28 protein-coding genes and 2 tRNA genes are annotated in these 24,019 nt (G+C 51.9%); 9 read left to right on the top strand and 21 right to left on the bottom strand.

Features of this window, described 5'->3' with window-relative positions:
- Positions 1 to 4 precede the first annotated feature (4 nt).
- The 5 genes from nusA to secG all read right to left on the bottom strand — a co-directional run bounded on the left by nusA (position 5) and on the right by secG (position 2,805).
- Positions 5 to 1,507, bottom strand: a complete 1,503-nt coding sequence (gene nusA, locus LH86_RS02720; protein WP_008454785.1) for a transcription termination factor NusA — start codon at positions 1,505 to 1,507, stop codon at positions 5 to 7.
- Between the two features lie 27 nt (positions 1,508 to 1,534).
- Positions 1,535 to 1,987, bottom strand: a complete 453-nt coding sequence (gene rimP, locus LH86_RS02725; RefSeq protein WP_008454786.1) for a ribosome maturation factor RimP — start codon at positions 1,985 to 1,987, stop codon at positions 1,535 to 1,537.
- A 213-nt stretch (positions 1,988 to 2,200) separates the two neighbouring features.
- Positions 2,201 to 2,277: transfer RNA gene (locus tag LH86_RS02730), tRNA-Met, on the bottom strand.
- Between the two features lie 59 nt (positions 2,278 to 2,336).
- Positions 2,337 to 2,423 (bottom strand) — tRNA-Leu (locus tag LH86_RS02735).
- Positions 2,424 to 2,472: 49 nt separating this feature from the next.
- Entirely contained in the window at positions 2,473 to 2,805 is a 333-nt protein-coding gene (gene secG, locus LH86_RS02740; RefSeq protein ID WP_038478508.1) for a preprotein translocase subunit SecG, read from the bottom strand.
- Between the two features lie 64 nt (positions 2,806 to 2,869).
- Here secG and LH86_RS22535 point away from each other — a divergent pair, with 64 nt between their 5' ends.
- The gene (locus tag LH86_RS22535; protein WP_156107004.1) at positions 2,870 to 3,043 is read left to right on the top strand and encodes a hypothetical protein; all 174 of its coding nucleotides are present in this window, start codon (positions 2,870 to 2,872) and stop codon (positions 3,041 to 3,043) included.
- Here the strand turns inward: LH86_RS22535 and glmM are convergent.
- The 4 genes from glmM to rlmE all read right to left on the bottom strand — a co-directional run bounded on the left by glmM (position 3,040) and on the right by rlmE (position 7,941).
- A complete protein-coding gene (gene glmM / locus LH86_RS02745; protein WP_039298154.1) occupies positions 3,040 to 4,377 on the bottom strand; it encodes a phosphoglucosamine mutase in 1,338 nt (445 codons plus the stop codon). The genes LH86_RS22535 and glmM overlap by 4 nt on opposite strands.
- Positions 4,370 to 5,218, bottom strand: coding sequence for a dihydropteroate synthase (folP, locus tag LH86_RS02750; RefSeq protein ID WP_039298156.1), 849 nt, complete (start codon positions 5,216 to 5,218; stop codon positions 4,370 to 4,372). Before folP ends, glmM begins: the two co-directional genes overlap by 8 nt.
- A 99-nt stretch (positions 5,219 to 5,317) precedes the next feature.
- Entirely contained in the window at positions 5,318 to 7,255 is a 1,938-nt protein-coding gene (ftsH, locus tag LH86_RS02755) for an ATP-dependent zinc metalloprotease FtsH (protein ID WP_039288095.1), read from the bottom strand.
- Between the two features lie 56 nt (positions 7,256 to 7,311).
- Positions 7,312 to 7,941, bottom strand: coding sequence for a 23S rRNA (uridine(2552)-2'-O)-methyltransferase RlmE (gene rlmE / locus LH86_RS02760; RefSeq protein WP_008454794.1), 630 nt, complete (start codon positions 7,939 to 7,941; stop codon positions 7,312 to 7,314).
- A gap of 126 nt (positions 7,942 to 8,067) precedes the next feature.
- Here rlmE and yhbY point away from each other — a divergent pair, with 126 nt between their 5' ends.
- Complete coding sequence (gene yhbY / locus LH86_RS02765; protein WP_008454796.1) at positions 8,068 to 8,361, top strand: ribosome assembly RNA-binding protein YhbY; 294 nt, start codon at positions 8,068 to 8,070, stop codon at positions 8,359 to 8,361.
- Between the two features lie 105 nt (positions 8,362 to 8,466).
- On the opposite strand, the gene greA is transcribed toward yhbY, so the two are convergent.
- Positions 8,467 to 8,943: a transcription elongation factor GreA gene (gene greA, locus LH86_RS02770; protein ID WP_039288100.1), complete on the bottom strand. Its 477-nt coding sequence runs from the start codon at positions 8,941 to 8,943 to the stop codon at positions 8,467 to 8,469.
- Positions 8,944 to 9,193: 250 nt separating this feature from the next.
- Here greA and dacB point away from each other — a divergent pair, with 250 nt between their 5' ends.
- From dacB to pmrB, 3 genes are read left to right on the top strand one after another with little or no spacing between them, the layout of a single operon-like run.
- Positions 9,194 to 10,627, top strand: coding sequence for a serine-type D-Ala-D-Ala carboxypeptidase (gene dacB / locus LH86_RS02775; protein WP_039305873.1), 1,434 nt, complete (start codon positions 9,194 to 9,196; stop codon positions 10,625 to 10,627).
- A 2-nt stretch (positions 10,628 to 10,629) separates the two neighbouring features.
- Positions 10,630 to 11,292, top strand: a complete 663-nt coding sequence (gene pmrA, locus LH86_RS02780) for a two-component system response regulator PmrA (RefSeq protein WP_039298158.1) — start codon at positions 10,630 to 10,632, stop codon at positions 11,290 to 11,292.
- Positions 11,289 to 12,344, top strand: coding sequence for a two-component system sensor histidine kinase PmrB (pmrB, locus tag LH86_RS02785; protein WP_039298160.1), 1,056 nt, complete (start codon positions 11,289 to 11,291; stop codon positions 12,342 to 12,344). The genes pmrA and pmrB overlap by 4 nt, the downstream gene beginning before the upstream one ends.
- A 35-nt stretch (positions 12,345 to 12,379) precedes the next feature.
- On the opposite strand, the gene cgtA is transcribed toward pmrB, so the two are convergent.
- The 4 genes from cgtA to rplU all read right to left on the bottom strand — a co-directional run bounded on the left by cgtA (position 12,380) and on the right by rplU (position 15,213).
- A complete protein-coding gene (cgtA, locus tag LH86_RS02790; protein ID WP_039298163.1) occupies positions 12,380 to 13,552 on the bottom strand; it encodes an Obg family GTPase CgtA in 1,173 nt (390 codons plus the stop codon).
- 16 nt (positions 13,553 to 13,568) lie between these two features.
- Positions 13,569 to 14,534 carry a DMT family transporter gene (locus LH86_RS02795; RefSeq protein ID WP_039298165.1) on the bottom strand — a complete coding sequence of 322 codons (966 nt, stop codon included), beginning with the start codon at positions 14,532 to 14,534 and terminating at the stop codon, positions 13,569 to 13,571.
- A 90-nt stretch (positions 14,535 to 14,624) separates the two neighbouring features.
- The gene (gene rpmA, locus LH86_RS02800) at positions 14,625 to 14,882 is read right to left on the bottom strand and encodes a 50S ribosomal protein L27 (RefSeq protein ID WP_007673187.1); all 258 of its coding nucleotides are present in this window, start codon (positions 14,880 to 14,882) and stop codon (positions 14,625 to 14,627) included.
- Between the two features lie 19 nt (positions 14,883 to 14,901).
- The gene (rplU, locus tag LH86_RS02805) at positions 14,902 to 15,213 is read right to left on the bottom strand and encodes a 50S ribosomal protein L21 (RefSeq protein WP_008454812.1); all 312 of its coding nucleotides are present in this window, start codon (positions 15,211 to 15,213) and stop codon (positions 14,902 to 14,904) included.
- A gap of 260 nt (positions 15,214 to 15,473) precedes the next feature.
- Between rplU and ispB the strand changes: the two genes are divergently transcribed.
- Positions 15,474 to 16,445 carry an octaprenyl diphosphate synthase gene (gene ispB, locus LH86_RS02810; RefSeq protein WP_039298167.1) on the top strand — a complete coding sequence of 324 codons (972 nt, stop codon included), beginning with the start codon at positions 15,474 to 15,476 and terminating at the stop codon, positions 16,443 to 16,445.
- A gap of 235 nt (positions 16,446 to 16,680) precedes the next feature.
- On the top strand, positions 16,681 to 16,944 hold the full coding sequence (sfsB, locus tag LH86_RS02815; RefSeq protein ID WP_039298169.1) for a DNA-binding transcriptional regulator SfsB: 264 nt from the start codon (positions 16,681 to 16,683) through the stop codon (positions 16,942 to 16,944).
- Positions 16,945 to 16,990: 46 nt separating this feature from the next.
- Here the strand turns inward: sfsB and murA are convergent, their stop codons facing one another.
- From murA to mlaF, 7 genes are all read right to left on the bottom strand, one after another.
- The gene (murA, locus tag LH86_RS02820) at positions 16,991 to 18,253 is read right to left on the bottom strand and encodes a UDP-N-acetylglucosamine 1-carboxyvinyltransferase (RefSeq protein WP_039298171.1); all 1,263 of its coding nucleotides are present in this window, start codon (positions 18,251 to 18,253) and stop codon (positions 16,991 to 16,993) included.
- A 53-nt stretch (positions 18,254 to 18,306) separates the two neighbouring features.
- A complete protein-coding gene (gene ibaG / locus LH86_RS02825) occupies positions 18,307 to 18,561 on the bottom strand; it encodes a BolA family iron metabolism protein IbaG (protein ID WP_008454819.1) in 255 nt (84 codons plus the stop codon).
- Between the two features lie 133 nt (positions 18,562 to 18,694).
- Positions 18,695 to 18,997: a lipid asymmetry maintenance protein MlaB gene (gene mlaB / locus LH86_RS02830; protein WP_039298173.1), complete on the bottom strand. Its 303-nt coding sequence runs from the start codon at positions 18,995 to 18,997 to the stop codon at positions 18,695 to 18,697.
- A complete protein-coding gene (gene mlaC / locus LH86_RS02835) occupies positions 18,997 to 19,626 on the bottom strand; it encodes a phospholipid-binding protein MlaC (RefSeq protein ID WP_008454821.1) in 630 nt (209 codons plus the stop codon). The genes mlaB and mlaC overlap by 1 nt, the downstream gene beginning before the upstream one ends.
- A gap of 17 nt (positions 19,627 to 19,643) precedes the next feature.
- A complete protein-coding gene (gene mlaD, locus LH86_RS02840; RefSeq protein ID WP_039305875.1) occupies positions 19,644 to 20,195 on the bottom strand; it encodes an outer membrane lipid asymmetry maintenance protein MlaD in 552 nt (183 codons plus the stop codon).
- 4 nt (positions 20,196 to 20,199) lie between these two features.
- Entirely contained in the window at positions 20,200 to 20,982 is a 783-nt protein-coding gene (gene mlaE, locus LH86_RS02845; protein ID WP_008454823.1) for a lipid asymmetry maintenance ABC transporter permease subunit MlaE, read from the bottom strand.
- 7 nt (positions 20,983 to 20,989) lie between these two features.
- On the bottom strand, positions 20,990 to 21,805 hold the full coding sequence (gene mlaF, locus LH86_RS02850) for a phospholipid ABC transporter ATP-binding protein MlaF (protein WP_039298176.1): 816 nt from the start codon (positions 21,803 to 21,805) through the stop codon (positions 20,990 to 20,992).
- 229 nt (positions 21,806 to 22,034) lie between these two features.
- Between mlaF and LH86_RS02855 the strand changes: the two genes are divergently transcribed.
- Both LH86_RS02855 and kdsD read left to right on the top strand, forming a co-directional pair.
- Positions 22,035 to 23,012, top strand: coding sequence for a calcium/sodium antiporter (locus LH86_RS02855; protein ID WP_039298178.1), 978 nt, complete (start codon positions 22,035 to 22,037; stop codon positions 23,010 to 23,012).
- A gap of 16 nt (positions 23,013 to 23,028) precedes the next feature.
- Positions 23,029 to 24,015, top strand: coding sequence for an arabinose-5-phosphate isomerase KdsD (kdsD, locus tag LH86_RS02860; RefSeq protein WP_039298180.1), 987 nt, complete (start codon positions 23,029 to 23,031; stop codon positions 24,013 to 24,015).
- Positions 24,016 to 24,019: the final 4 nt, after the last annotated feature.

The following is a 24,019-nucleotide window of genomic DNA, read 5'->3' on the forward strand; positions in this document are numbered from 1 at the left end:
TTTATTACGCTTCGCCGCCAAACCAGCAAATGTTACGCGCTGCCATGATCAACTCGCCGGCTTTCTCATCCGTTAAGCCTTCGATATCAGACAGGTCGTCAACACCTTGCTCGGCAAGGTCTTCCAGCGAGCTAACACCACGAGCAGCCAGTTTAAAGGCCAGCGGGCGATCCATCCCTTCGAGGTTCAGCAGATCCTCGGTAGGTTTCTTATCGCCAAGACTCTCTTCTTGCGCCAGAGCCAGTGTGGTGAGCGCGTTTTTAGCGCGATCGCGTAATGCTTCCACGGTGTCTTCATCAAGGCCGTCGATTTCCAGCAGCTCTTTCATTGGCACGTAGGCCAGTTCTTCAAGCGTGGAGAAACCTTCTTCGACCAACACGGTGGCGAAATCCTCGTCAATGTCGAGGTATTTGGTAAAGGTATCAATAGCCGCATGCGCTTCGGCCTGATGTTTAGCCTGCAGGTCATCAACGGTCATAACGTTGAGTTCCCAGCCGCTCAGCTGTGATGCCAGGCGAACGTTCTGACCGTTACGGCCAATGGCCTGGGCCAGGTTGCCTGCCTCTACCGCGATATCCATCGTATGTTTGTCTTCGTCGACAACAATGGATGCTACGTCGGCCGGTGCCATTGCGTTGATAACAAATTGCGCCGGGTTGTCGTCCCACAGCACGATATCAATACGCTCACCGCCTAACTCAGTAGAAACCGCCTGAACGCGCGCACCGCGCATACCAACGCAAGCACCGACCGGGTCGATACGTTTGTCGTTTGTTTTCACGGCGATTTTGGCGCGAGAGCCAGGATCGCGTGCAGCGGCTTTAATTTCGATAACTTCTTCACCGATTTCCGGCACTTCAATGCGGAACAGTTCGATCAGCATTTCAGGTTTGGAGCGGCTAACGAATAGCTGCGCACCGCGAGCTTCAGGACGCACTGCGTACAGAACGCCGCGAATACGGTCACCCGGACGGAAGTTTTCACGTGGCAGCATATCTTCACGCAGAATCACAGCTTCAGCGTTGCCGGACATGCCTTCCGATTTCAGTTCAAGGGAGATATTGTCGCGGTTAACTTTTTTCACAACACCGGTAACAATCTCACCTTCCTGATCGCGGAACTGATCTACTACCATCGCACGTTCGGCTTCGCGAACCTTCTGCACGATGACCTGCTTCGCGGTTTGAGTGGTGATACGGTCAAAGGTGACGGACTCAATTTCGTCTTCGACGTAATCGCCGAGGCCGAGAGCCGGATCTTCAAACTGAGCCGCTTCGAGAGTGATTTCACGCGTAGGTTGAGTGACTTCTTCAACAATAACCCAACGGCGGAAGGTATCGAAATCACCGCTTTTGCGGTCGATCTCAACGCGAACGTCAATTTCTTGCTCGTATTTTTTCTTGGTCGCCGTTGCCAGCGCACTTTCCAGCGCTTCGAAAATCTTCTCACGCGGCAGCGCTTTTTCGTTGGAAACTGCTTCAACAACAGCCAAAATTTCTTTGTTCATCCTGGGTTTTCACCTCAATCCAAACTATTAAAAGTGGGGTACCAGGTTCGCTTTCTGGATGTTGCTCAGCGCGAACACTTCGTCTTTTCCTTCGACCGTTACCGTGATCATCTCACCGTCTACGGCTTTAATAATACCCTGCCATTTGCGGCGGTTTTGCACAGCCATACGCAATACAATGCTCACTTCTTCGCCGGTAAAACGAACGTAGTGTTCTGCGGTGAACATTGGGCGATCGAGGCCAGGTGAGGACACTTCCAGGTTATAGGCCACGGTGATGGGATCTTCGACATCCAGTACGGCACTGACCTGGTGACTGACATCAGCACAATCATCAACATTGATGCCATCTTCACTATCAATATAGATGCGCAGCGTAGACGTGCGGCCCCGAACGAATTCGATGCCTACAAGTTCATAGCCCAGTGCTTCGACCGGTGCTGAAATCATCTCTGTTAATTTTTGCTCTAATGTGGACAAGCCCACCCCCAAGACATAAAAAAAGGGCATATAGCCCAGTTATTCTAAAGTCAGATAACAAAAAACCCCGATAAATCGGGGCTTTATATAACTGAACCCTGTATGCCGCAACTGCGGCCCGGACACCGTCCAGGAGAATTTTTTTCTAAATTCTTCGCGAAGGCACCGAAACTGGTGTTCACAGTATATTTGAAAAAGAACTCTCAGGGAAAGTGGTTGCGGGGGCCGGATTTGAACCGACGACCTTCGGGTTATGAGCCCGACGAGCTACCAGGCTGCTCCACCCCGCGTCCGAAAACGTGGCAAATACTACGCCAGAATTGCATTAAATGCAAGAATTGCTAGGATTTGGTACCGAGGACGGGACTTGAACCCGTAAGCCCAATCGGGCACTACCACCTCAAGGTAGCGTGTCTACCAATTCCACCACCTCGGCACTCTTTGAACACGGCAACCTTCATGTTACCGCATTGAAGCTGACAAACTTACTGTGGGATATCGCTGCTCGGCTTGGTAGGTGCCGCTGGCGCAGTCTGCTCAGTTTGTGCTGGCTGACTTAAATTTTCCCACTCGCTTCCTTTACTGGTTTTGTTGGTGCTGAGGTTACCCAGAACCAGGCTCAGAATGAAGAACAACGTTGCGAGCACACCGGTCATGCGGGTCATGAAGTTACCAGAACCACTTGAACCGAATAACGTAGCGGAAGCGCCTGCTCCGAAGGAGGCTCCCATATCAGCGCCTTTACCTTGCTGCAGCATGATAAGACCTACAAGGCCTAACGCTACAATAAGGAAAACAACCAAAAGAGCTTCGTACATAATTAACCTGTTCCTTGCGGCATTACCGCACGCCAATTGCTTCAAACCAGTTAAGCGGATACGTTTGTCATTACCCACTGAAGCGGGTGAGAATACTAACCAAAGCCAGACTGGTGCGCAAGGGCAATTTATTAACAATGCACTGACTGCGGAAAAAAACAGCAAACAAGCCATTTACCCCAAAGAAACAGGCGGCAACTGCCGCCTTTTCAATCAGTTTGCGACGAAAAAATATTAAACAGCCTTCACTGCGTCTGCGATTTGGTGAGCAAACGCGGTCACCTGAGCTTCATCTTCACCCTCGACCATCACGCGAATGAGTGGCTCAGTTCCGGATTTACGCAGCAGCACCCGGCCACGGTTGCCCAATGCAGCTTCCACTTCAGCCGTAACGCGTTTGACCTCTTCGTTTTCAAGCGGATCGCCGCTGCCTGCGGTAAAGCGAACGTTAACCAGAATCTGCGGGAACAATTTCATTCCGCTGCACAGATCGTGCAGGCTCATATGGTTACGAACCATTGCGGTAAGCACTTGCAAGCCCGCAACTATCCCGTCACCTGTGGTGGTTTGGTCCAGAAGAATGACGTGACCGGAGTTTTCAGCCCCAATTCGCCAGCCTTTTTCCTGCAGTTTTTCCAGCACATAGCGGTCACCGACTTTGGCACGAGCAAATGGAATGCCCAACTGCTTCAGCGCCACTTCAAGCCCCATATTGCTCATTAGCGTCCCCACGGCACCGCCGCGTAGTTGCCCCTGACGTAATCCTTCCCGGGCAATAATATAAAGGATCTGATCGCCATCGACTTTATGCCCCAGGTTATCCACCATGATCACCCGGTCACCGTCACCATCAAACGCAATGCCCAGGTCGGCTTTTTCCGCCAGCACGCGTTCTTGCAGCATACGCACATCCGTCGCACCGCATTTTTCATTGATATTCACTCCATCCGGCTCACAGCCGATGGCAATGACTTTTGCGCCTAGCTCACGCAGTACATTAGGTGCAATGTGATAAGTCGCGCCGTTAGCGCAGTCTACGACGATTTTAAGACCATTCAGGCTTAGTTCGTTCGGGAACGTACCCTTACAGAATTCAATATAACGCCCCGCAGCATCCACAATGCGGCTGGCTTTACCCAACTCCGCCGAGTCTACGCAGGTGATCTCTTTTTCCATCTCCGCTTCAATAGCTTCCTCAACTTCATCCGGCAGTTTAGTCCCGTCGATGGAGAAGAATTTGATGCCATTGTCATAGAATGGATTGTGCGATGCGGAGATAACAATGCCAGCTTCCGCGCGGAATGTACGAGTTAAGTAGGCAACCGCAGGTGTAGGCATTGGCCCGGTGAAAGACGCGGACAAACCAGCAGCCGCGAGACCCGCTTCCAGAGCAGACTCCAGCATGTAGCCGGAAATACGCGTGTCCTTACCGATAATGATTTTACGCGAACCGTGACGCGCAAGGACTTTACCCGCAGCCCAGCCCAGCTTCAGAACAAAATCAGGGGTAATGGGTGCATCGCCCACGCGACCACGGATGCCATCGGTGCCAAAGTATTTACGGTTACTCATAGTATTTGTTTTCCTTCACTGAAAGCGTAGCTTCGACCACGCGCATAGCTTCAACAGTCTCTTTTACGTCATGGACGCGAAGAATTTGAGCCCCCTGCATCGCAGCAATCACCGCACAGGCCAAACTACCGCTCAGGCGTTGATCCGGGCCCACATTCAGCAGTTGCCCAATCATTGATTTACGGGACATTCCTACCAGTAACGGCATACCATAGCGATGAAATTCCGAAAGGCGAGCCAATAGCTGATAATTGTGGGTGAGATTCTTACCGAAACCAAAGCCCGGGTCGAGCAGCAATTTATCTTTTGAGATTCCTGCGGCCTCACAGCGGGCAATGTGCTCCACAAAAAAGCGATTCACATCGGCAAACACATCCTCATACTGCGGTGCCTGCTGCATCGTTTTCGGTTCGCCCTGCATGTGCATCAGACAAACGGGAAGCCCCGTTTCCGAGGCGGCGGCTAACGCACCGGGCTCCTGTAAGGAACGAATATCATTGATAAGATGCGCCCCCACTCGTGCAGATTCGCGAATAACTTCGGCTTTTGATGTATCCACCGAGACCCAGACTTCAAAACGTTGAGCGATCGCCTCGACCACCGGAATAACGCGCTCAAGTTCTTCTTCTGTGCTCACCTCTGCAGCCCCAGGCCGGGTTGACTCTCCGCCAACGTCAATGATTGTCGCCCCGGCATTGATCATCGCATTTGCATGCTTGAGGGCCTCAACCAGGGAATTGTGCTGACCACCGTCGGAAAAAGAGTCCGGCGTGACGTTTAAAATTCCCATAACGTGAGGATGGGAAAGATCCAGCGTGGAGCCTTGCGCGGTGAGTTTCATTCTTCTTCCTTTGCGTTCGTCTTGGGCTGTACAAAAACAAAAACCCCGGGACAGGCCCGGGGTTTATAGATTACTGCAAAAACATCTGTCGTGAGCGTCTTATTTGTCGCCCAACTGCTCAGACATCGTGTTGCCCGGATTTGGCGTACGCGGTTCATCAACCGGGCGTGGCGCATTCGGGGTACCGTTGTTGTCAGAGTTATTGCTGTTTTTGCTCGCATCTTCCCAACCCGCTGGCGGACGCACTTCACGGCGCGCCATCAGGTCGTCAATCTGCGGAGCATCGATGGTTTCATACTTCATCAATGCGTCTTTCATGGTGTGCAGAATATCCATGTTCTCATTCAGCAACTGGCGAGCACGAGCATAGTTGCGTTCAATCAGTGATTTAACTTCCTGATCGATGATACGCGCAGTCTCATCAGACATATGCTTCGCTTTTGCCACTGAACGGCCCAGGAATACTTCACCATCTTCTTCCGCATACAGCAGCGGGCCAAGTTTGTCGGAGAAGCCCCACTGGGTCACCATGTTACGAGCCAGGTTAGTCGCCACTTTAATGTCGTTCGACGCACCGGTAGAAACATGTTCTGGCCCGTAGATAATCTCTTCAGCCAGACGGCCGCCATACAGGGTGGAGATCTGACTTTCCAGTTTCTGACGGCTGGCGCTGATTGCGTCGCCTTCAGGCAGGAAGAAGGTCACACCCAGCGCGCGGCCACGAGGGATAATCGTCACCTTATGGACCGGATCGTGCTCCGGTACCAGGCGACCGATAATCGCATGGCCTGCTTCGTGATAAGCGGTCGATTCTTTCTGCGCTTCCGTCATTACCATGGAGCGGCGTTCTGCCCCCATCATGATTTTGTCTTTCGCTTTCTCGAATTCAACCATCGACACCACACGCTTGTTACCGCGAGCAGCAAACAGCGCAGCTTCGTTTACCAGGTTAGCTAAATCGGCACCGGAGAAGCCAGGTGTACCACGAGCAATAATTGCAGCATCGATATCCGGTGCAAGCGGTACTCGACGCATATGCACTTTCAAGATTTGCTCACGGCCACGAACATCTGGCAGACCGACGACAACCTGACGGTCGAAACGACCAGGACGCAGCAGCGCAGGGTCAAGTACGTCAGGGCGGTTAGTTGCCGCAATAACGATGATCCCTTCGTTACCTTCAAAGCCATCCATTTCAACCAGCATCTGGTTCAGGGTTTGCTCACGTTCGTCGTGACCGCCACCCAGGCCAGCGCCACGCTGACGACCTACGGCATCGATTTCATCGATAAAGATAATGCAAGGCGCCGCTTTTTTGGCCTGTTCGAACATGTCACGCACACGGGATGCACCAACACCAACAAACATTTCAACAAAGTCAGAACCGGAAATTGTGAAGAACGGTACTTTCGCTTCACCAGCAATCGCTTTTGCCAGCAGCGTTTTACCCGTACCCGGAGGGCCGACCATCAGGACGCCTTTCGGGATTTTACCGCCCAGTTTCTGGAAGCGGCTCGGCTCACGGAGGTATTCAACCAGCTCACCCACCTCTTCTTTCGCTTCATCACAGCCAGCGACGTCAGCAAAGGTGGTTTTGATTTGGTCTTCCGTTAGCATGCGCGCCTTGCTCTTACCGAACGACATGGCACCTTTGCCACCGCCGCCCTGCATTTGGCGCATAAAGAAGATCCAGACCCCAATCAGCAGCAGCATTGGGAACCAGGAAATGAAGATAGTTGCCAGCAGACTCTGCTCTTCAGGCGGTTCGCCCACAACTTTCACGTTCTTGGTAATCAGATTATCAAGCAGCTTGGGATCATTAACGGGGATGTAAGTCGTGTATCGGTTACTATCTTTCTTGGTAACGTTGATTTCACGTCCGTTGATGCGCGCTTCGCGAACCTGGTCCTGATTAACTTCAGACAGGAAAGTGGAGTAATCCACCCTACGGCCATTTGACTCGCTGGGCCCAAAGCTCTGGAATACCGACATTAGCACTACGGCAATGACCAGCCAGAGTATTAGGTTTTTCGCCATGTCACTCAAGGGATTAACCTCATATTACAACTGTGTTAACAAACAGCGTCAGGGTACTATAGTTTGCGCCCGGTCGCTACAATGTACACTTCACGTGAGCGGGCACGAGAAGAGTCCGGTTTACGAACTTTAACCGTCGTAAACAGGGAGCGAATTTCTCGCAGGTATTCATCGAAACCTTCGCCCTGAAACACTTTCACTACAAAACTACCGCCCGGCGCCAGCACGTCCCGACACATTTCCAGTGCCAGTTCAACTAAGTACATAGCGCGGGGAATATCGACTGCCGGTGTCCCGCTCATGTTTGGCGCCATATCTGACATGACAACCTGCACTTTACTGTCACCAACACGTTCCAGCAGGGCCTTGACGACTAATTCATCACGAAAATCGCCCTGAAGGAAGTCCACACCAACGATAGGATCCATTGGTAAAAGATCGCAAGCGATGATTCGCCCCTGATTCCCGATTTGCGTCACGACATATTGTGACCACCCGCCGGGTGCAGCACCAAGATCAACAATAGTCATTCCTGGCTTAAAAAGTTTGTCACTTTGCTGTATTTCATCAAGTTTAAACCAGGCACGGGACCGCAACCCCTTTTTCTGTGCCTGTTGAACATATTTATCGCTAAAGTGTTCCTGCAGCCAGCGACTGGAGCTGGCAGAACGCTTCTTACCTGTCATCTCAATATCCAACTTTGTTCATCGTGAATAGCAGGCTAACTAACAATCAGCACAGCCGATTTGGCGATACACTGGAGATGGCGGTAGAATGAACCGTTTTCAATCCCAACGTAAGCAAAAAATACGATGAATCTGAGTACTAAACAAAAACAGCACCTAAAAGGTCTGGCCCATCCGCTCAAGCCGGTGGTTATGCTTGGCAATAATGGTTTGACCGAAGGGGTACTGGCCGAGATTGAACAAGCGCTTGAGCACCATGAATTAATCAAGGTGAAGATCGCAACGGAAGATCGCGAAACCAAAACCTTAATTGTGGATGCCATCGTGCGGGAAACCGGCGCCTGTAACGTACAGGTCATCGGTAAAACGCTGGTGCTCTATCGCCCTTCTAAAGAGCGTAAGATTTCTCTGCCGAAATAAGCAGAGGTGTGCAAAATGCCACGCTATGTTCGTTGATAAAAGGCCGCTATGCGGCCTTTTTCTTTTCTTTACAATACGCCAACCCTTTAGCCAGCGTAGTAAAAATTACAAATATTCTACTTTTAAGATTTCGAATTCGACATCACCGCCCGGCGTGCGAATTACGACAACATCGTCGCATTCCTTGCCCACAAGACCGCGAGCAATAGGCGAATTTACAGAAATAAGATTCTTTTTAAAATCAGCCTCATCGTCGCCAACGATGCGATAAGTAAGCTCTTCGTCATTGTCCAGGTTCAGTACAGTTACGGTAGTACCAAAAATCACACGGCCGTTATTTGGCATTCTTGTGACGTCGATCACCTGAGCATTAGAAAGCTTAGCCTCGATATCCTGGATGCGGCCTTCACAAAAACCCTGCTGCTCACGCGCGGCATGATATTCAGCGTTTTCTTTCAGATCGCCATGCTCGCGAGCTTCGGCAATCGCAGCAATGATTTCAGGACGACGAACGGACTTCAGGAAATCCAGTTCTTCGCGGAGTTGTTCAGCGCCACGTAAGGTCATCGGAATAGGTTGCATTTGTTATACCTCTTAAAATCAGTCTTCTGCAGCAGGGTAAACACCGTGCTGGCTTAAGAGCATGGCCGGTAACGCAAGTCTCTCCGGCAACAAATAAAAGAAAACCGACCCGGGGTGATAACTCCAGGTCAGTAACAGTTTTCAAATTGACCGGTATTTTACCCTGGAGTTCCCTGAGGGTCATCGTTTACTTTGCACCATAATGCACCGTAGTATGGCGGTCACGTTTCCAGGCCGTTACCGCGAGATTATGCGATTTTTGAGATTTGTCATTGGGTTGACCGCTGCCGTAGCCATCAATGTTCAGGCTGCGAACGTTGAAGAGTACACCTCCCAGTTGCCTGACGGGGCGAACCTGGCGCTGATGGTGCAAAAAGTCGGTGCGACAAGCCCGTTCATTGATTATCACAGCCAACAAATGGCTCTGCCTGCCAGTACTCAAAAAGTGATTACGGCGCTGGCGGCGCTCCTTCAGCTGGGCCCAGATTTTCGTTTTACCACCACGCTGGAAAGCCGTGCTCAAATCGATAATGGCGTACTTAACGGCGATCTTATCGCTCGTTTCGGCGGCGATCCTACGCTAAAGCGTCAGGATATTCGCAACATGGTTGCCGAATTAAAAAAAGCGGGCGTCCAACAGATTAAGGGCAACGTGCTGGTCGACACGTCTATTTTCGCCAGCCACGATAAAGCGCCCGGCTGGCCGTGGAACGACATGACACAGTGCTTCAGCGCCCCACCTGCCGCAGCCATCGTGGATCGCAACTGCTTCTCTATTTCCTTATACAGCGCCCCAAAAGCAGACGATTTAGCCTATATCCGCATTGCTTCTTACTATCCGGTCGTGATGTTTAGTCAGGTCAGAACGCTGGCCAAAGGCTCTCCTGACGCCCAATACTGCGAACTGGATGTTGTCCCGGGCGATCTCAACCGCTATACGCTTACCGGCTGCCTTACACAGCGTGCCGATCCGCTGCCATTAGCCTTTGCTATTCAGGATGGTGCAAGCTATGCCGGTGCCATCATTAAAGATGAACTGAAGCAGGCAGGGATCAGCTATAGCGGGACACTGCTGCGCCAGACTCAACCCAACGAGCCGGGCACGGTGATAGCCAGCAAACAGTCAGCACCGCTGCATGACCTGCTTAAAATCATGCTCAAGAAATCCGATAACATGATTGCCGATACCGTATTCAGGACCATCGGACATAACCGGCTGGGCGTTCCTGGCACCTGGCGGGCAGGTGCTGATGCAGTCCGCCAGATATTGCGTCAAAAAGCTGGCGTAGATTTGGGGAACAGTATTGTCGTCGATGGTTCAGGCCTTTCGCGCCATAACCTGATTTCACCGGCCACAATGATGCAGGTGCTGCAATACATCGCGCAGAACGATAATCAGCTAAACTTTATCTCTATGCTGCCGCTCGCGGGCTACGATGGCTCTCTACAGTACCGTGCTGGCCTACATCAGGCAGGCGTGGATGGCAAAGTATCGGCGAAAACGGGTTCGTTGCAGGGTGTATATAATCTGGCTGGTTTCATCACCACGGCAAGCGGGCAGCGCATGGCCTTTGTGCAGTATCTTTCCGGTTATGCCGTTGAACCAGCGGACCAGCGTAATCGCCGCATCCCGTTAGTGCGCTTCGAAAGCCGGCTTTACAAGGACATTTACCAGAATAACTAGCTATGAAACTGCTTATTGTTGAAGACGATTTACTGCTGCAGGAAGGTCTTGCGCTGGCATTAGGTGGGGAAGGCTACGCGCTGGACTGCGCCGCAACGGCTGCGGAGGCTGATGCCCTGCTGCAAAGCGGTGAATACAGCCTGATTATTCTCGACCTTGGCCTCCCGGACAAAGACGGTGCCACGCTGTTGAGCCAGTGGCGTCGGCGCGGAGTCAAAAATCCAGTGCTTATCCTGACGGCTCGTGACGCGCTTGAAGACAGGGTGAATGGTCTGGACTCCGGCGCTGATGATTATCTGGTTAAGCCTTTTGCACTGGCAGAGCTGCAGGCGCGTGCGAGAGCGCTGATCCGCCGCTACCAGGGACACAGCGACAACCTGCTTCAGGAAGACGATTTAACTCTCAATTTGCAGACTCAGCAGGTGCTACTCGCCAATCAGGCCGTAGAAATTACGCCCAAAGAGTTCGCACTTCTGACACGCCTGATGATGCGAATCGGCCAGACGGTCCACCGCGAAACGCTACAGCAGGATATTTACAGCTGGCAGGACGATCCTGGCTCCAACACCCTTGAAGTGCACATTCACAACCTACGCCGAAAATTAGGCAAAGACAGAATCAAAACCGTGCGCGGCGTTGGCTACCGGCTGGAAACCCGTTCATGAGCAGCATGCGCCGGCGCCTGATGATCCTGCTGGCGCTTATTCTTCTTTTCTTCCAGTTAATTAGCGTTGTCTGGCTGTGGCATGAAAGCCGTGAGCAGATTGGCTTTTTGGTGAGTGAAACGCTCTCCGCAAAAGCCCGAAACCAGCAGGTCGAAAAAGAGATTCGCGAAGCGATTGCTTCCCTGCTGGTGCCTTCTCTGGTCATGGTTGCCTTTACGCTGTTTTTCTCTTTCTGGGCCATTACCTGGATAACCCGCCCGCTAAATCAGCTGCGTTCAAGCCTGGCTAGCCGCTCAGCCGACAACCTCACTCCCCTGCCTATGTTTTCCGACATGGACGAAATGGTGGCGGTAACCAATTCCCTCAACCAGCTGCTTGGCCGGCTGGATCATACGATTCAACAGGAACGCTTATTCACTGCCGATGCGGCCCACGAACTGAGAACACCGCTTGCTGGGCTCAGGTTACATCTGGAATTGATGGTAAAAAATGGGGTAGCGCAGGCTCCGATGCTGCTGACACGTATCGATCAGCTTATGCATACCATTGAACAGCTGCTGATGCTTTCCCGCGCCGGGCAAGCTCTGGCCAGCGGGCATTACAATACGCTGGTCTGGACTGACGACATCATTGCGCCGCTTAAAATGGAAATGGAAGAGTTGGCGGCACAGCGCTCGCAAAAGCTAATCTGGCCTGCAGCATCCGCTCTGACCGTGCAGGGTGATGCCGTGCTGCTGCGTTTAATGCTGCGTAACCTGCTGGAAAACGCCTCTCGTTATAGCCCGGAAAAAGGCGAAATTCATTTGGTATTGATGGAAAAAGAGGGTGGAACGATCTTGAGCGTGGCCGACAGCGGCCCGGGCATTAAAGACGAATATCTTCAACAAATCACTGAGCCATTCAGGCGTATGGATCAGCGCTATGGCGGTAGCGGACTGGGTCTGAACATTGTGCAGCGGATTGTTCAGCTTCACCATGGCCGCCTGGAGTTGGGCAATCGTACGGAAGGCGGCCTGCGGGCTGGCTGCTGGCTTCCGAACAGCATCCAATAAAAAAGGCCGGTAGCACCGGCCTTCTTCATTGAGACTTACTTCTGGTAGATAATTTCGACGCCTTCGTCGTCTTCATCATCCCAGTCGTCATCCCAGTCTTCTTCTGCTTCAGCTTCCATTTCATCAAGCTGTTGGCGATGGTAATCATCCCACATAAACTCGACTTTCTCTGGCTGTTTAGCGACCTCAGCCGCCGTAATAGGGTTCTCGATGATAAAGGTCATCACATCCCAGCAGAGATCTTTCACGCCCATCTGGCTGGCAGCGGAGATCAGGTAGTATTTACCTTCCCAACCAAGCGCTTCGGCAATGGCTTTCGCTTTCTCTTCGGCCTGCGCTTTATCCATCAGGTCGATTTTGTTGAACACGAGCCAGCGAGGTTTTGACGCCAGGCTTTCGCTGTATTTCTCCAGTTCGCCAACGATGATACGGGCGTTTTCAACCGGGTCAGAGCCATCGATAGGCTCAATGTCAATGAGATGCAGCAATACGCGGCAGCGCTCAAGGTGCTTAAGGAAGCGAATGCCCAGACCAGCGCCGTCAGCAGCGCCCTCAATAAGCCCCGGGATATCCGCGACAACGAAGCTCTTTTCATTGTCCATACGAACAACGCCCAGGCTTGGCACTAGCGTAGTAAACGGATAATCAGCCACTTTTGGCTTCGCTGCAGATACCGCACGGATAAAGGTAGATTTACCCGCATTTGGCATACCGAGCATACCGACATCGGCCAGCAGCATCAGTTCTAGCTGCAGATCGCGTTTTTCACCCGGAGTACCCATCGTTTTCTGACGTGGGGTACGGTTTACGGAGGATTTAAAACGGGTATTACCCAGACCGTGCCAGCCGCCTTTGGCAACCATCAGCTTTTGACCGTGCTGCGTCATATCGCCCATGGTTTCACCGGTGCCCTGATCGATCACTCGGGTACCAACTGGCACCTTTACAGTGACATCATGCCCACGTTTACCGGTACAATCGCGGCTTTGGCCGTTCTGACCACGCTCTGCGCGGAACGCCTTTTCAAAACGATAATCGATAAGCGTATTCAGGTTCTCGTCGGCTTCAAGCCATACGTCACCACCATCACCACCATCACCACCGTCCGGACCGCCTCTCGGGATATATTTTTCACGACGGAAGCTAACGCAGCCGTTACCGCCATCACCTGCTACGACCAGGATCGTTGCTTCATCAACAAACTTCATCTTACTTCTCCGTAAATCATTCGCCCGAACGCTGCACCGGCGTGACCGTTTCGGTTTTATGCCAGCGCCCCCAAAGGCGGTGGCCAATCGCGGAATACATCGCACCAGCCACAACCACGAGTGCCCCGATATAACCCACAAGGTTAAGCATCGGTATGGCGAAATACTCGGGCCAGGCCTGAGACAGCAGGTCTGAGAACAGCAACGTAAATAACGGGGTTAGCGTAATGATGGCGCTAACCTGGGAGGCCTGCCAGCGCGCCATCGCCTCAGCGAGCGCGCCATATCCTACCAGCGTATTCAGACCGCAAAAAACCAGACATGCCAGTTGCCAGCTACTGAGCTGGAAAATCACACCAGGTTTTGCCAGCGGCAAAAGTGCAATAGTACATAAAGTGTACAACAAAAAGAGGATCTGCTGTGAGGCTAACCGGCGTAATAACACCTTCTGCGCCACACCATAGCTGACCCAAACTGTTGCCGCCAGCACGCCGAAGATAACACCAAGGGTGTAGTCCGTCAGGCGGGTAAAAATCTCTACAAGACTGGTGTTGAAGAACATCACCAGACCACATAAGAGCATAATGGCACCAATAATCTGCGTACCACGCATTCTCTCTTTTAGCACTACTACGCTCGCCACCATCATCCCGACAGGAGAAAGCTGGCCAATAACCTGAGACGCAGTAGGACTTAAATACTGCAGGGAAGAACTAAAGAGCAGAAAGTTGCCAAATAATCCCCCTGTGGCGATCGCTAACAACACTAGCCACCGGGGCTTGCGGAACATTCTGAGCGGCGGTAATTTCCCCCGAATCGCAAGGAAAATACCCAGGCCAATACTGGCCATCAGGAATCGATAAAAGACCACGGTCGGTGGCGCCATCACCGGAAGCACCTGCTTCATCGCTATGGGTAACGCCCCCCAGCACATCGCCGTGGTTAACGCTAAAAGAATACCGATTCCCGCCTGCTGCCCCATACCCATTCCCTGTTTTAATTTACCAGGCGCACAATGTAAAAAGCCCCGCAACACGTTGCGGGGCTTTCATCCGTTACCGGACCGAAAAACTTACTCAGCAACGATGCTGATGTATTTACGATTGTTCGGGCCTTTAACTTCGAATTTCACTTTACCGTCTGCTTTAGCAAACAGGGTGTGGTCACGACCACAACCTACATTGTTGCCAGCGTGGAATTTGGTGCCACGTTGACGAACGATGATGCTACCAGCCAGTACAGTTTCACCACCAAAGCGTTTTACACCCAGGCGTTTTGCTTCTGAATCGCGACCGTTACGAGTTGAGCCGCCAGCCTTTTTATGTGCCATTTAATCTACTCCTCAGGTCTTAGGCGCTGATGCCAGTAATTTTCACATCAGTGAACCACTGACGGTGGCCCGCTTGCTTACGATAGTGTTTACGGCGACGGAACTTAACGATTTTAACTTTCTCGCCACGACCGTGAGCAACGACTTCAGCTTTAATAACGCCACCATCGACAAAAGGAACGCCGATTTTGACTTCTTCACCGTTTGCGATCATCAGAACTTCAGCGAACTCAACAGTTTCGCCAGTTGCGATGTCCAGCTTTTCCAGGCGAACGGTCTGACCTTCGCTTACTCGGTGTTGTTTACCACCACTTTGGAAAACCGCGTACATATAAAACTCCGCTTTCCGCGCTTACCTTACATAGGTTTCAGGTAGCGCTATAAATATTCACAATAGGGCGCGAATATTACGCAAATCGTGAGGGTTTGACAAGCCCGATCGTCAATTACCGTAGAAAAAAAACGCAACAGCACACACACCGTTTATCTGCCTCGTTTTTTCAGTACAATCTGTACTACAGTATCGAACCTCAACCCTCTCGTTATGCCATATGGATATGGAATAAACAGGACGAAAGCCAGACTTTTGCGATGAATTTAGAAAAAATTAATGAGTTAACCGCGCAAGATATGGCGGGTGTCAATGCGACAATCCTTGAGCAATTGAATTCCGATGTTCAACTGATCAATCAGTTGGGCTACTACATCGTCAGCGGTGGCGGTAAACGTATCCGCCCAATGATTGCCGTGCTTGCCGCGCGGGCGCTTGCTTACGACGGGCAATCGCATGTCAGAATTGCAGCGCTGATAGAATTTATACATACCGCCACCCTACTTCACGATGACGTCGTGGACGAATCAGATATGCGTCGGGGTAAAGCTACAGCCAACGCCGCTTTCGGCAACGCAGCGAGCGTTTTGGTGGGTGATTTCATCTATACGCGAGCATTCCAGATGATGACCAGCCTCGGTTCGCTGAAAGTGCTGGAGGTGATGTCAGAGGCCGTAAACGTTATCGCTGAAGGCGAAGTGCTACAGCTGATGAACTGTAATGACCCAGACATTACTGAAGAAAGCTATATGCGGGTCATTTACAGCAAAACGGCCCGTCTGTTTGAAGCTGCAGCTCAATGCTCAGGTATTCTGGCAGGCGCTACGGAAGTTCAGGAAAAAGCGCTGCAGGATTATGGGCGCTACCTGGGTACTGCGTTCCAGCTCATTGATGACCTGCTGGATTACAGCTCAGATGGACAAACGCTGGGTAAAAACGTCGGAGATGATCTCAACGAAGGCAAACCGACGCTGCCGCTGTTACACGCCATGCGCAACGGCTCACCAGAACAGGCTCAGATGATTCGTGAAGCGATCGAACAGGGAAATGGCCGTCATTTGCTGGATCCAGTTCTGAAAGCTATGGCAGATTGCGGTTCTCTGGAGTGGACTCGCCAACGCGCCGAAGAGGAAGCAGATAAAGCCATCGATGCTCTCTCTGTCCTCCCCGATAGCCCGCATCGGGAAGCACTGATCTCTTTAGCCCACATGTCCGTACAGCGCGATCGTTAGCCTGGACTTTAGCGCGCCAAACGGCGCGCTAAAGTTTCCAATAAATCACTCTTCCAGCCTTTACTTTCTTTTCCTTTTCTAATCATTTTCACTGGCTTTCATCATATTTGCGGATGAAAACACAGAATCTATTATTCCTTGCACTTACTGGAATCATTTGGAAATTTTTATGTTATAAATTTCCTGTACCATCGCTCAGCTCAGAGCAGGATTAGTAAGATCACAGGGAGAGATTATGGAAAATCAATTTGTGGACTGGCATCCGGCGGACATCATTGCCGGACTGCGAAAAAAGAAAACGTCGCTCGCCGCCTTGTCGCGCCAGTCAGGTTTAAGCTCATCAACGCTCGCCAATGCGCTATCACGCCCCTGGCCTAAGGGGGAGTTGATTATCGCTCAGGCTTTAGGTGTCACACCGCAGGTTATCTGGCCTTCACGCTACCACGACCCGGTGACCCATGAGTTTATCGACCGAAGCCGGAAGATCCGGCAGCTATAAAAAAAGCCGGGGCATGCCCCGGCTATTCGTCATTAAGGGAGGATGTTTACTCGCTTCCCTTGACGCGATCGATCTTAGCCCCCAGCGCCTGAAGTTTATCTTCAATGCGCTCATAGCCGCGATCAATGTGGTAAATACGATCCACTATCGTTGTTCCTTCAGCGATACAGCCCGCCAGAACAAGACTTGCAGAAGCACGAAGATCGGTAGCCATTACCTGAGCGCCGGAAAGCTTTTCAACACCGTGGCAGATAACCGTATTGCTTTCGATCTCAGCATGCGCGCCCATACGGATTAATTCAGGCACATGCATGAAGCGGTTTTCGAAGATAGTTTCGGTGATAACGCCCGTCCCTTCCGCCACCAGGTTCAGCAGGGTGAATTGCGCCTGCATATCGGTAGGGAAACCTGGGTGCGGAGCCGTACGCACCGTCACGCCTTTTGGACGTTGGCCATGCATATCAAGGCTGATCCAGTCTTCACCCGTTTCAACCTCCGCACCTGCTTCACGCAGCTTCGCCAGAACAGCATCCAGAGTATCCGGCTGCGCGTTACGGCAAAGAATTTTACCGCCAGAGATTGCCGCCGCCACCAGGAAGGTCCCGGTTTCAATACGGTCAGGCAGCACGCGATAAACGCCCCCACCCAAACGAGCAACGCCTTCGATAGTAATACGATCGGTGCCCGCACCGCTGATCTTCGCGCCCAGGGTGTTAAGGAAGTTCGCAGTATCGACGATCTCCGGCTCACGAGCAGCGTTTTCAATGATCGTTTTGCCTTCTGCAAGTGTGGCCGCACTCATGATGGTCACGGTTGCACCCACGCTGACTTTATCCATTACGATATGAGCGCCTTTAAGGCGGCCATTTACCGACGCCTTAACGTAGCCTTCTTCCAGCTTAATCTCCGCGCCCAACTGCTCCAGACCAGTAATGTGCAAATCCACCGGACGAGCGCCAATGGCACACCCGCCAGGCAGAGAAACCTGCCCCTGGCCAAAGCGAGCAACCAGTGGCCCTAGCGCCCAAATAGATGCACGCATGGTTTTCACCAGGTCATATGGCGCACAGAAAATGTTTACGCCGCTGGCGTCAATGTAGACGGAACCGTTGCGCTCAACTTTGGTACCCAGCTGGCTCAGCAGCTTCATCGTGGTATCAATGTCTTTCAGTTTTGGAACGTTCTGAATCTCTACCGGCTCTTCCGCCAGAAGTGCGGCGAAGAGGATCGGCAGCGCGGCGTTTTTAGCCCCTGAGATTGTGACTTCTCCACTCAGGCGGGTAGGCCCCTGCACACGAAATTTATCCATTGAAACTGCTCTCTTTTAAATTCAAAACGTTATCACCAGCCTGAGCCGATGATTCAAAAACCATTCAGTTTGCGATCGCGCGCCCACTCTTCCGGCGTATAGGTCTTAATAGACACAGCATGCATGCGATTATCCGCGATAAATTCCATCAGCGGGGCATACACGGTTTGCTGTTTTTTGACGCGACTTAACTCGGCGAATAACTCACCCACCGCTATCACCTGAAAGTGGCTGCCATCGCCTGAGACGTGGACTTCCTGGAGGGGCAGTGCGTTCATCAGCACTGTCTGAATTTCATGATTTTCCATGGGGTATCTATTCGTCGATTAATAAATGATGAAATAAGCCACACATCTTAGAGGAAAGTGGCGTCCGCTTAAATAAGCAAAAAGCCCCAGAACTTAACAGTTCGAGGGCTTTGAAAGTAACGTGCTGAAATCATTAGCCTGCCAGATGTGGCAACAGCGCCTCTGGCAGATTGTAGAGTTGAGCCAGCGTGCGCAAATTATCAGTGGCGCCCCTAAGCTCAATCTTGTTTCCCTGGTGAGTCACGATGCCTGTCAGGTGAATAAGCAACGCCAGCCCGGCTGTATCAACGCGAGTTAAGCCACTTAGCTCAAAGAGATTGATACCCGCGACCACTTTCTCACGCTGCTGCCAAAGCGAGTTAACGGTGCCGCCATCCAGCTCTCCGAAGAAATGCAGCGTTGCACCGTCCTGTTTCCAGCTTAGTTCTTCCGCCATTACTTTTTACTGTCCAGGGTAATTGGCTGTTTCGAAATCGACTGCAGCTGCGCGGTCAAACCATCGATCCCTTTAGTACGAAGCAGGTCGCTCCACTCGTTTTGTTTGGTGGTGATCATGCTGATCCCTTCGGCGATCATATCGTATGCCTGCCAGTTCCCGGTTTGGCTATTTTTACGCCACTGGAAATCAAGACGCACCGGCGGACGCCCATTTGGATCGATAATCGTCACACGGATCGCCACAATATCAGCGTTGCCAAGAGGTTGCTCAGGGGCAATTTGATAAGTCTGACCGTGATACAGCGCCAGCGCCTGACCATAGGCCTGCTTCAGATACTCTTCAAAAGCCTTGAAGTAAGCGTCACGCTGAGCAGGCGTAGCATCTTTGTAGTAACGCCCTAACACCAGCGCACCCGCGTATTTTACTTGTACGTACGGCAGCAGCTCCTGGCCGACGATATCCCGCAGGTAATTCGGGTTCTGTCGAATCTGAGGCTGCTCGTTTTTAAGGCGATCAAAGGTCTTCTGCGCCGCCTCGTTCATTAATTTGTAAGGGTTGGTCTGGTCTGCCGCCATCGCAAACGGGGCGATTACCAGCATGGCTACCATCATAAGACGCTTAAACATCACTCGTTCCTCTTAAATTAATTCGTAGTGCCTGACTGCGGTGCGGCATCAGTATGGCCTGCAGGATGTGCTTCGGCATCGCCAGAATTCTTATTGTCGCCGTTGCCGCTCTTGTAAAGGAACTGACCTATCAGATCCTCAAGAACCAAAGCAGATTTCGTATCCTGAATGGTACTGCCATCTTTCAGCATAGATGACCCCAGTTCCGGGTCATCAAAGCCGAGGTTAAGCGCAATATATTGCTCACCCAACAGGCCAGACGTGCGAATCGCCAGAGAGCTGGTGTCAGGGATCTGGTTGTAGCGCTGCTCAATGTCCAGCGTTACGCGAGGCAAGTAGGTTTTCGGATCAAGAGCGATACCATCAACTCGACCAATAACAACACCACCAAGGCGAACCGGCGAACTCATTTTCAGGCCACCGATGTTGTCGAAGGTGGCGTATACCCGATAAGTCGGTTCGCTACGCAGAGAGGTCACATTCGCCACTTTCAGGCAGAGAAAAATAATAGCGACCAGCGCGACCAGCAGAAAAGCACCAACCCAAACTTCAAATTTCTTTGTTTGCATGAACTCAATTCCCAAACATCAGTGCTGTCAGCACAAAATCGAGGCCCAAAACGGCCAGAGAAGCGTGCACAACGGTGCGCGTGGTTGCCCGGCTAATCCCGGCAGAGGTCGGAATAGCATCGTACCCGTTGAATAACGCAATCCACGTTACGGTAATGGCGAAGACTACGCTTTTAATCACGCAGTTAACCAAATCCAGCCGCCATGAGACCGCATTTTGCATGGCTGACCAGAAGAAACCGGCATCAATACCTTTCCAGTTCACGCCCACCAGAGCACCACCCCAAACGCCTACGGCTACGAAGATAAGCGTCAGAAGCGGCAGCGAGATAACCCCAGCCCAAAAGCGCGGTGAAACGACGCGGCGCAGCGGATCGACCGCCATCATCTCCATGCTGGACAGTTGTTCCGTCGCACGCATCAGGCCAATTTCAGCGGTTAATGCAGAACCCGCACGCCCGGCAAACAGCAGCGCGGCAACAACCGGGCCAAGTTCACGGAGCAGTGAAAGCGCCACCAGCATACCGAGACTCGACTCGGCGCTGTAAGTCGTCAGCACCAGATAGCCCTGTAAGCCAAGCACCATCCCGATGAACAGGCCGGAAACCATAATGATCAGCATCGACAGTACGCCGACGTTATAAAGCTGACGAACCAGCAACGGCGCATGCTTGCGAAACTCCGGTTTCCCTACCAGCGCGTTGAATAACATCAGTCCGGCACGCCCAAACGAAGCGCAGGTTTTTATCCCGCGTCGCCCGAGAGATGCCAGTGCATTTAGCAGCATGAGCAGTTTAGCTCCTCGTTCCAGGTAATAAATCTTGTTGATAATCCCTGGCTGGATAACGGAACGGCACAGGGCCATCCGCGATTCCATCAAGGAACTGTCTAACGCGTGGATCGTGGTTTTCACGCAGTTCCGCCGGGCTACCTTGAGCAACAATGTGCTGATCGGCAGCAATATAAGCGTAATCCGCGATGCTTAATACTTCTGGCACATCGTGTGATACCACAATGCAGGTGACGCCAAGAGCGCTGTTAAGCTCTGAAATAAGCTTAACCAGCACGCCCATGGTAATGGGATCCTGTCCGACGAAAGGTTCATCAAACATAATAAGGTCTGGCTCAAGCGCTATAGCACGGGCCAACGCCGCGCGGCGCGCCATCCCGCCAGATAATTCAGAAGGCATCAGATTAGCCGCCCCGCGAAGCCCCACTGCTTCCAGTTTCATCATCACCGTGCTGTGCAATAGAGGCTCTGGTAACTGAAGATGTTCACGCAGTGGATAAGCCACGTTTTCAAACACGTTAAGATCGGTAAATAAGGCACCGGATTGGAACAGCATACTCATGCGTTTACGCACCGTAAAAAGCCGCGAGCGCGACATCGACGGTACGTTCTCACCATCAAAAAGGATCTCGCCGCTATCTGGCTGGATCTGCCCGCCAATAAGCTTCAGTAGCGTAGTCTTACCGATCCCCGATGGCCCCATGATCGCCGTCACCTTGCCGCGTGGTACCGTCAGCGAAATATTCTCGAAGATCTGGCGCTCGCCGCGGGAGAAACTCATCCCACGGATCTCAACCAGATTGGCTTCTGTCTGACTCATCGCCCTTCCTTTTTTATGTTTGTCGGCAAGCATGGCCTCAAAGGGATGCTAAAACCCAACATTTTTACAGAATATTACCTGTGCAGGTTAGCGAAAGCTGGCATTTGTTTTACTTTTTCGCCGCATAAAGTCAGAATTAAGACTTATCGCCAGGCTCAGGCTGCACTTCGTTTTGCCCGACCCTTCAGCCCCTCAGGATCGGCGATTATACCCTAATAAAGGATTTTTCATGCTGTTAGCTACGGCGCTATTAATTATTGGTTTACTTCTGGTGGTCTATGGCGCCGACCGTTTAGTTTTCGCCGCAGCGATACTTTGTCGCAGCATCGGGATCCCGCCGCTGATTATCGGTATGACGGTGGTCAGCATTGGCACCTCACTGCCTGAAATTATCATCGCCAGTACGTCAGCGCTGCACGGACAGTTGGATTTGGCCGTAGGGACAGCTATCGGCTCAAATATCACTAACATTATGCTGATCCTGGGGCTCGCCGCGCTGCTGCACCCATTTACCGTTAATTCCGATATTCTACGTCGTGAATTGCCTCTAATGTTGGCGGTGAGTGCCGCCGCAGGTCTGTTTCTCTATGACGGTGAGCTGACGCAGGTGGAAGGTGTGATGCTGCTGACAATCGCGGTGTTATATCTACTATTTATCATTAGAATAGGCCGCCTTGCGGAACGGCAGGGTGTTGATAGCCTGACGCGGGAGCAACAGGCCGAACTCCCTCAAGAAGGCAGCCTGTCCGTCGCATTTTTATGGCTGGGAGTGGCGTTGGTTATTATGCCGATGGCAACGCGGATGGTCATCGATAATGCCTCGGTGCTTGCCCATTATTTTGGCGTAAGCGAACTGGTTATCGGTTTGACGATCATTGCGATTGGCACCAGTTTGCCGGAATTAGCAACCGCCATAGCCGGAGCGCGCAAGGGCGAAGATGACATTGCGATTGGTAATATCATCGGTTCGAACATTTTTAACGTTGTGTTTGTGCTTGGCATTCCTGCGTTGGTGGCACCGGGCCACATCAACCCGTTAGCTTTTGCCCGGGATTATTGGTTGATGTTAGCGGTAAGTGCTGTTTTTGCCCTGCTCTGCTGGCGCAAACCTCGCCAAATCGGCAAGCTCGCGGGCGCTCTGTTAACATGTGGATTCATCATATGGATCGTGGTGCTGTGGTTCGTTGCGCCACCTGTCGTCGGATAAAGCGGAAACGGGAATTATGTCTCATATAGATTTAGCACCGGGTTTTGACTTTCAACAAGCGGGCAAAGACGTGCTCAATATTGAACGTGAAGGCCTGGCTCAACTCGACCAGTATATTAACGACGATTTCTCACAGGCCTGTGAGAAGATATTCTATTGCCCCGGTAAAGTTGTTGTCATGGGGATGGGAAAATCGGGTCATATTGGGAAAAAGATCGCGGCAACCTTTGCCAGTACCGGCACGCCAGCCTTTTTTGTGCACCCTGGAGAAGCCAGCCATGGTGATTTAGGCATGGTCACGGCGCAGGACATCGTCCTGGCGATTTCTAATTCCGGCGAGTCGAACGAAATTCTGGCGCTCATCCCGGTATTAAAGCGCCTTCAGGTGCCTTTGATTTGCATGACCGCCCGCCCGGAAAGCTCAATGGGTCGCGCAGCGGATATCCATCTGTGCATCAAAGTGCCTCAGGAAGCTTGCCCTCTTGGCCTCGCGCCAACGTCCAGCACAACGGCGACGCTGGTTATGGGCGATGCGCTGGCCGTAGCGTTATTGAAGGCCCGTGGTTTTACCGCTGAAGATTTTGCGCTGTCTCATCCTGGCGGCGCGCTGGGTCGTAAGCTGTTACTCCGCGTGAACGATATCATGCACACGGGTGATGATATCCCGCACGTAAGCAAAGAGGCCTCTTTGCGCGATGCGCTGTTAGAAATTACCCGTAAAAATATGGGGATGACGGTCATCTGCAATGACCTGATGAAAATTGAAGGCATCTTTACCGACGGCGATTTACGTCGCGTGTTCGATATGGGCGTCGATTTACATACCTTACGTATTGCGGATGTCATGACAACAGGCGGCATTCGCGTACGTCCGGGAACATTGGCTGTTGATGCATTAAATCTGATGCAGTCACGCCATATTACTTCGGTTCTGGTCGCAGATGGCGACCAGTTGCTGGGTGTGGTACATATGCATGACATGCTACGCGCAGGCGTAGTTTAAAAAA

The sequence above is a fragment of the Cedecea neteri genome (assembly GCF_000758325.1).
Lineage (GTDB): Bacteria > Pseudomonadota > Gammaproteobacteria > Enterobacterales > Enterobacteriaceae > Cedecea > Cedecea neteri_B.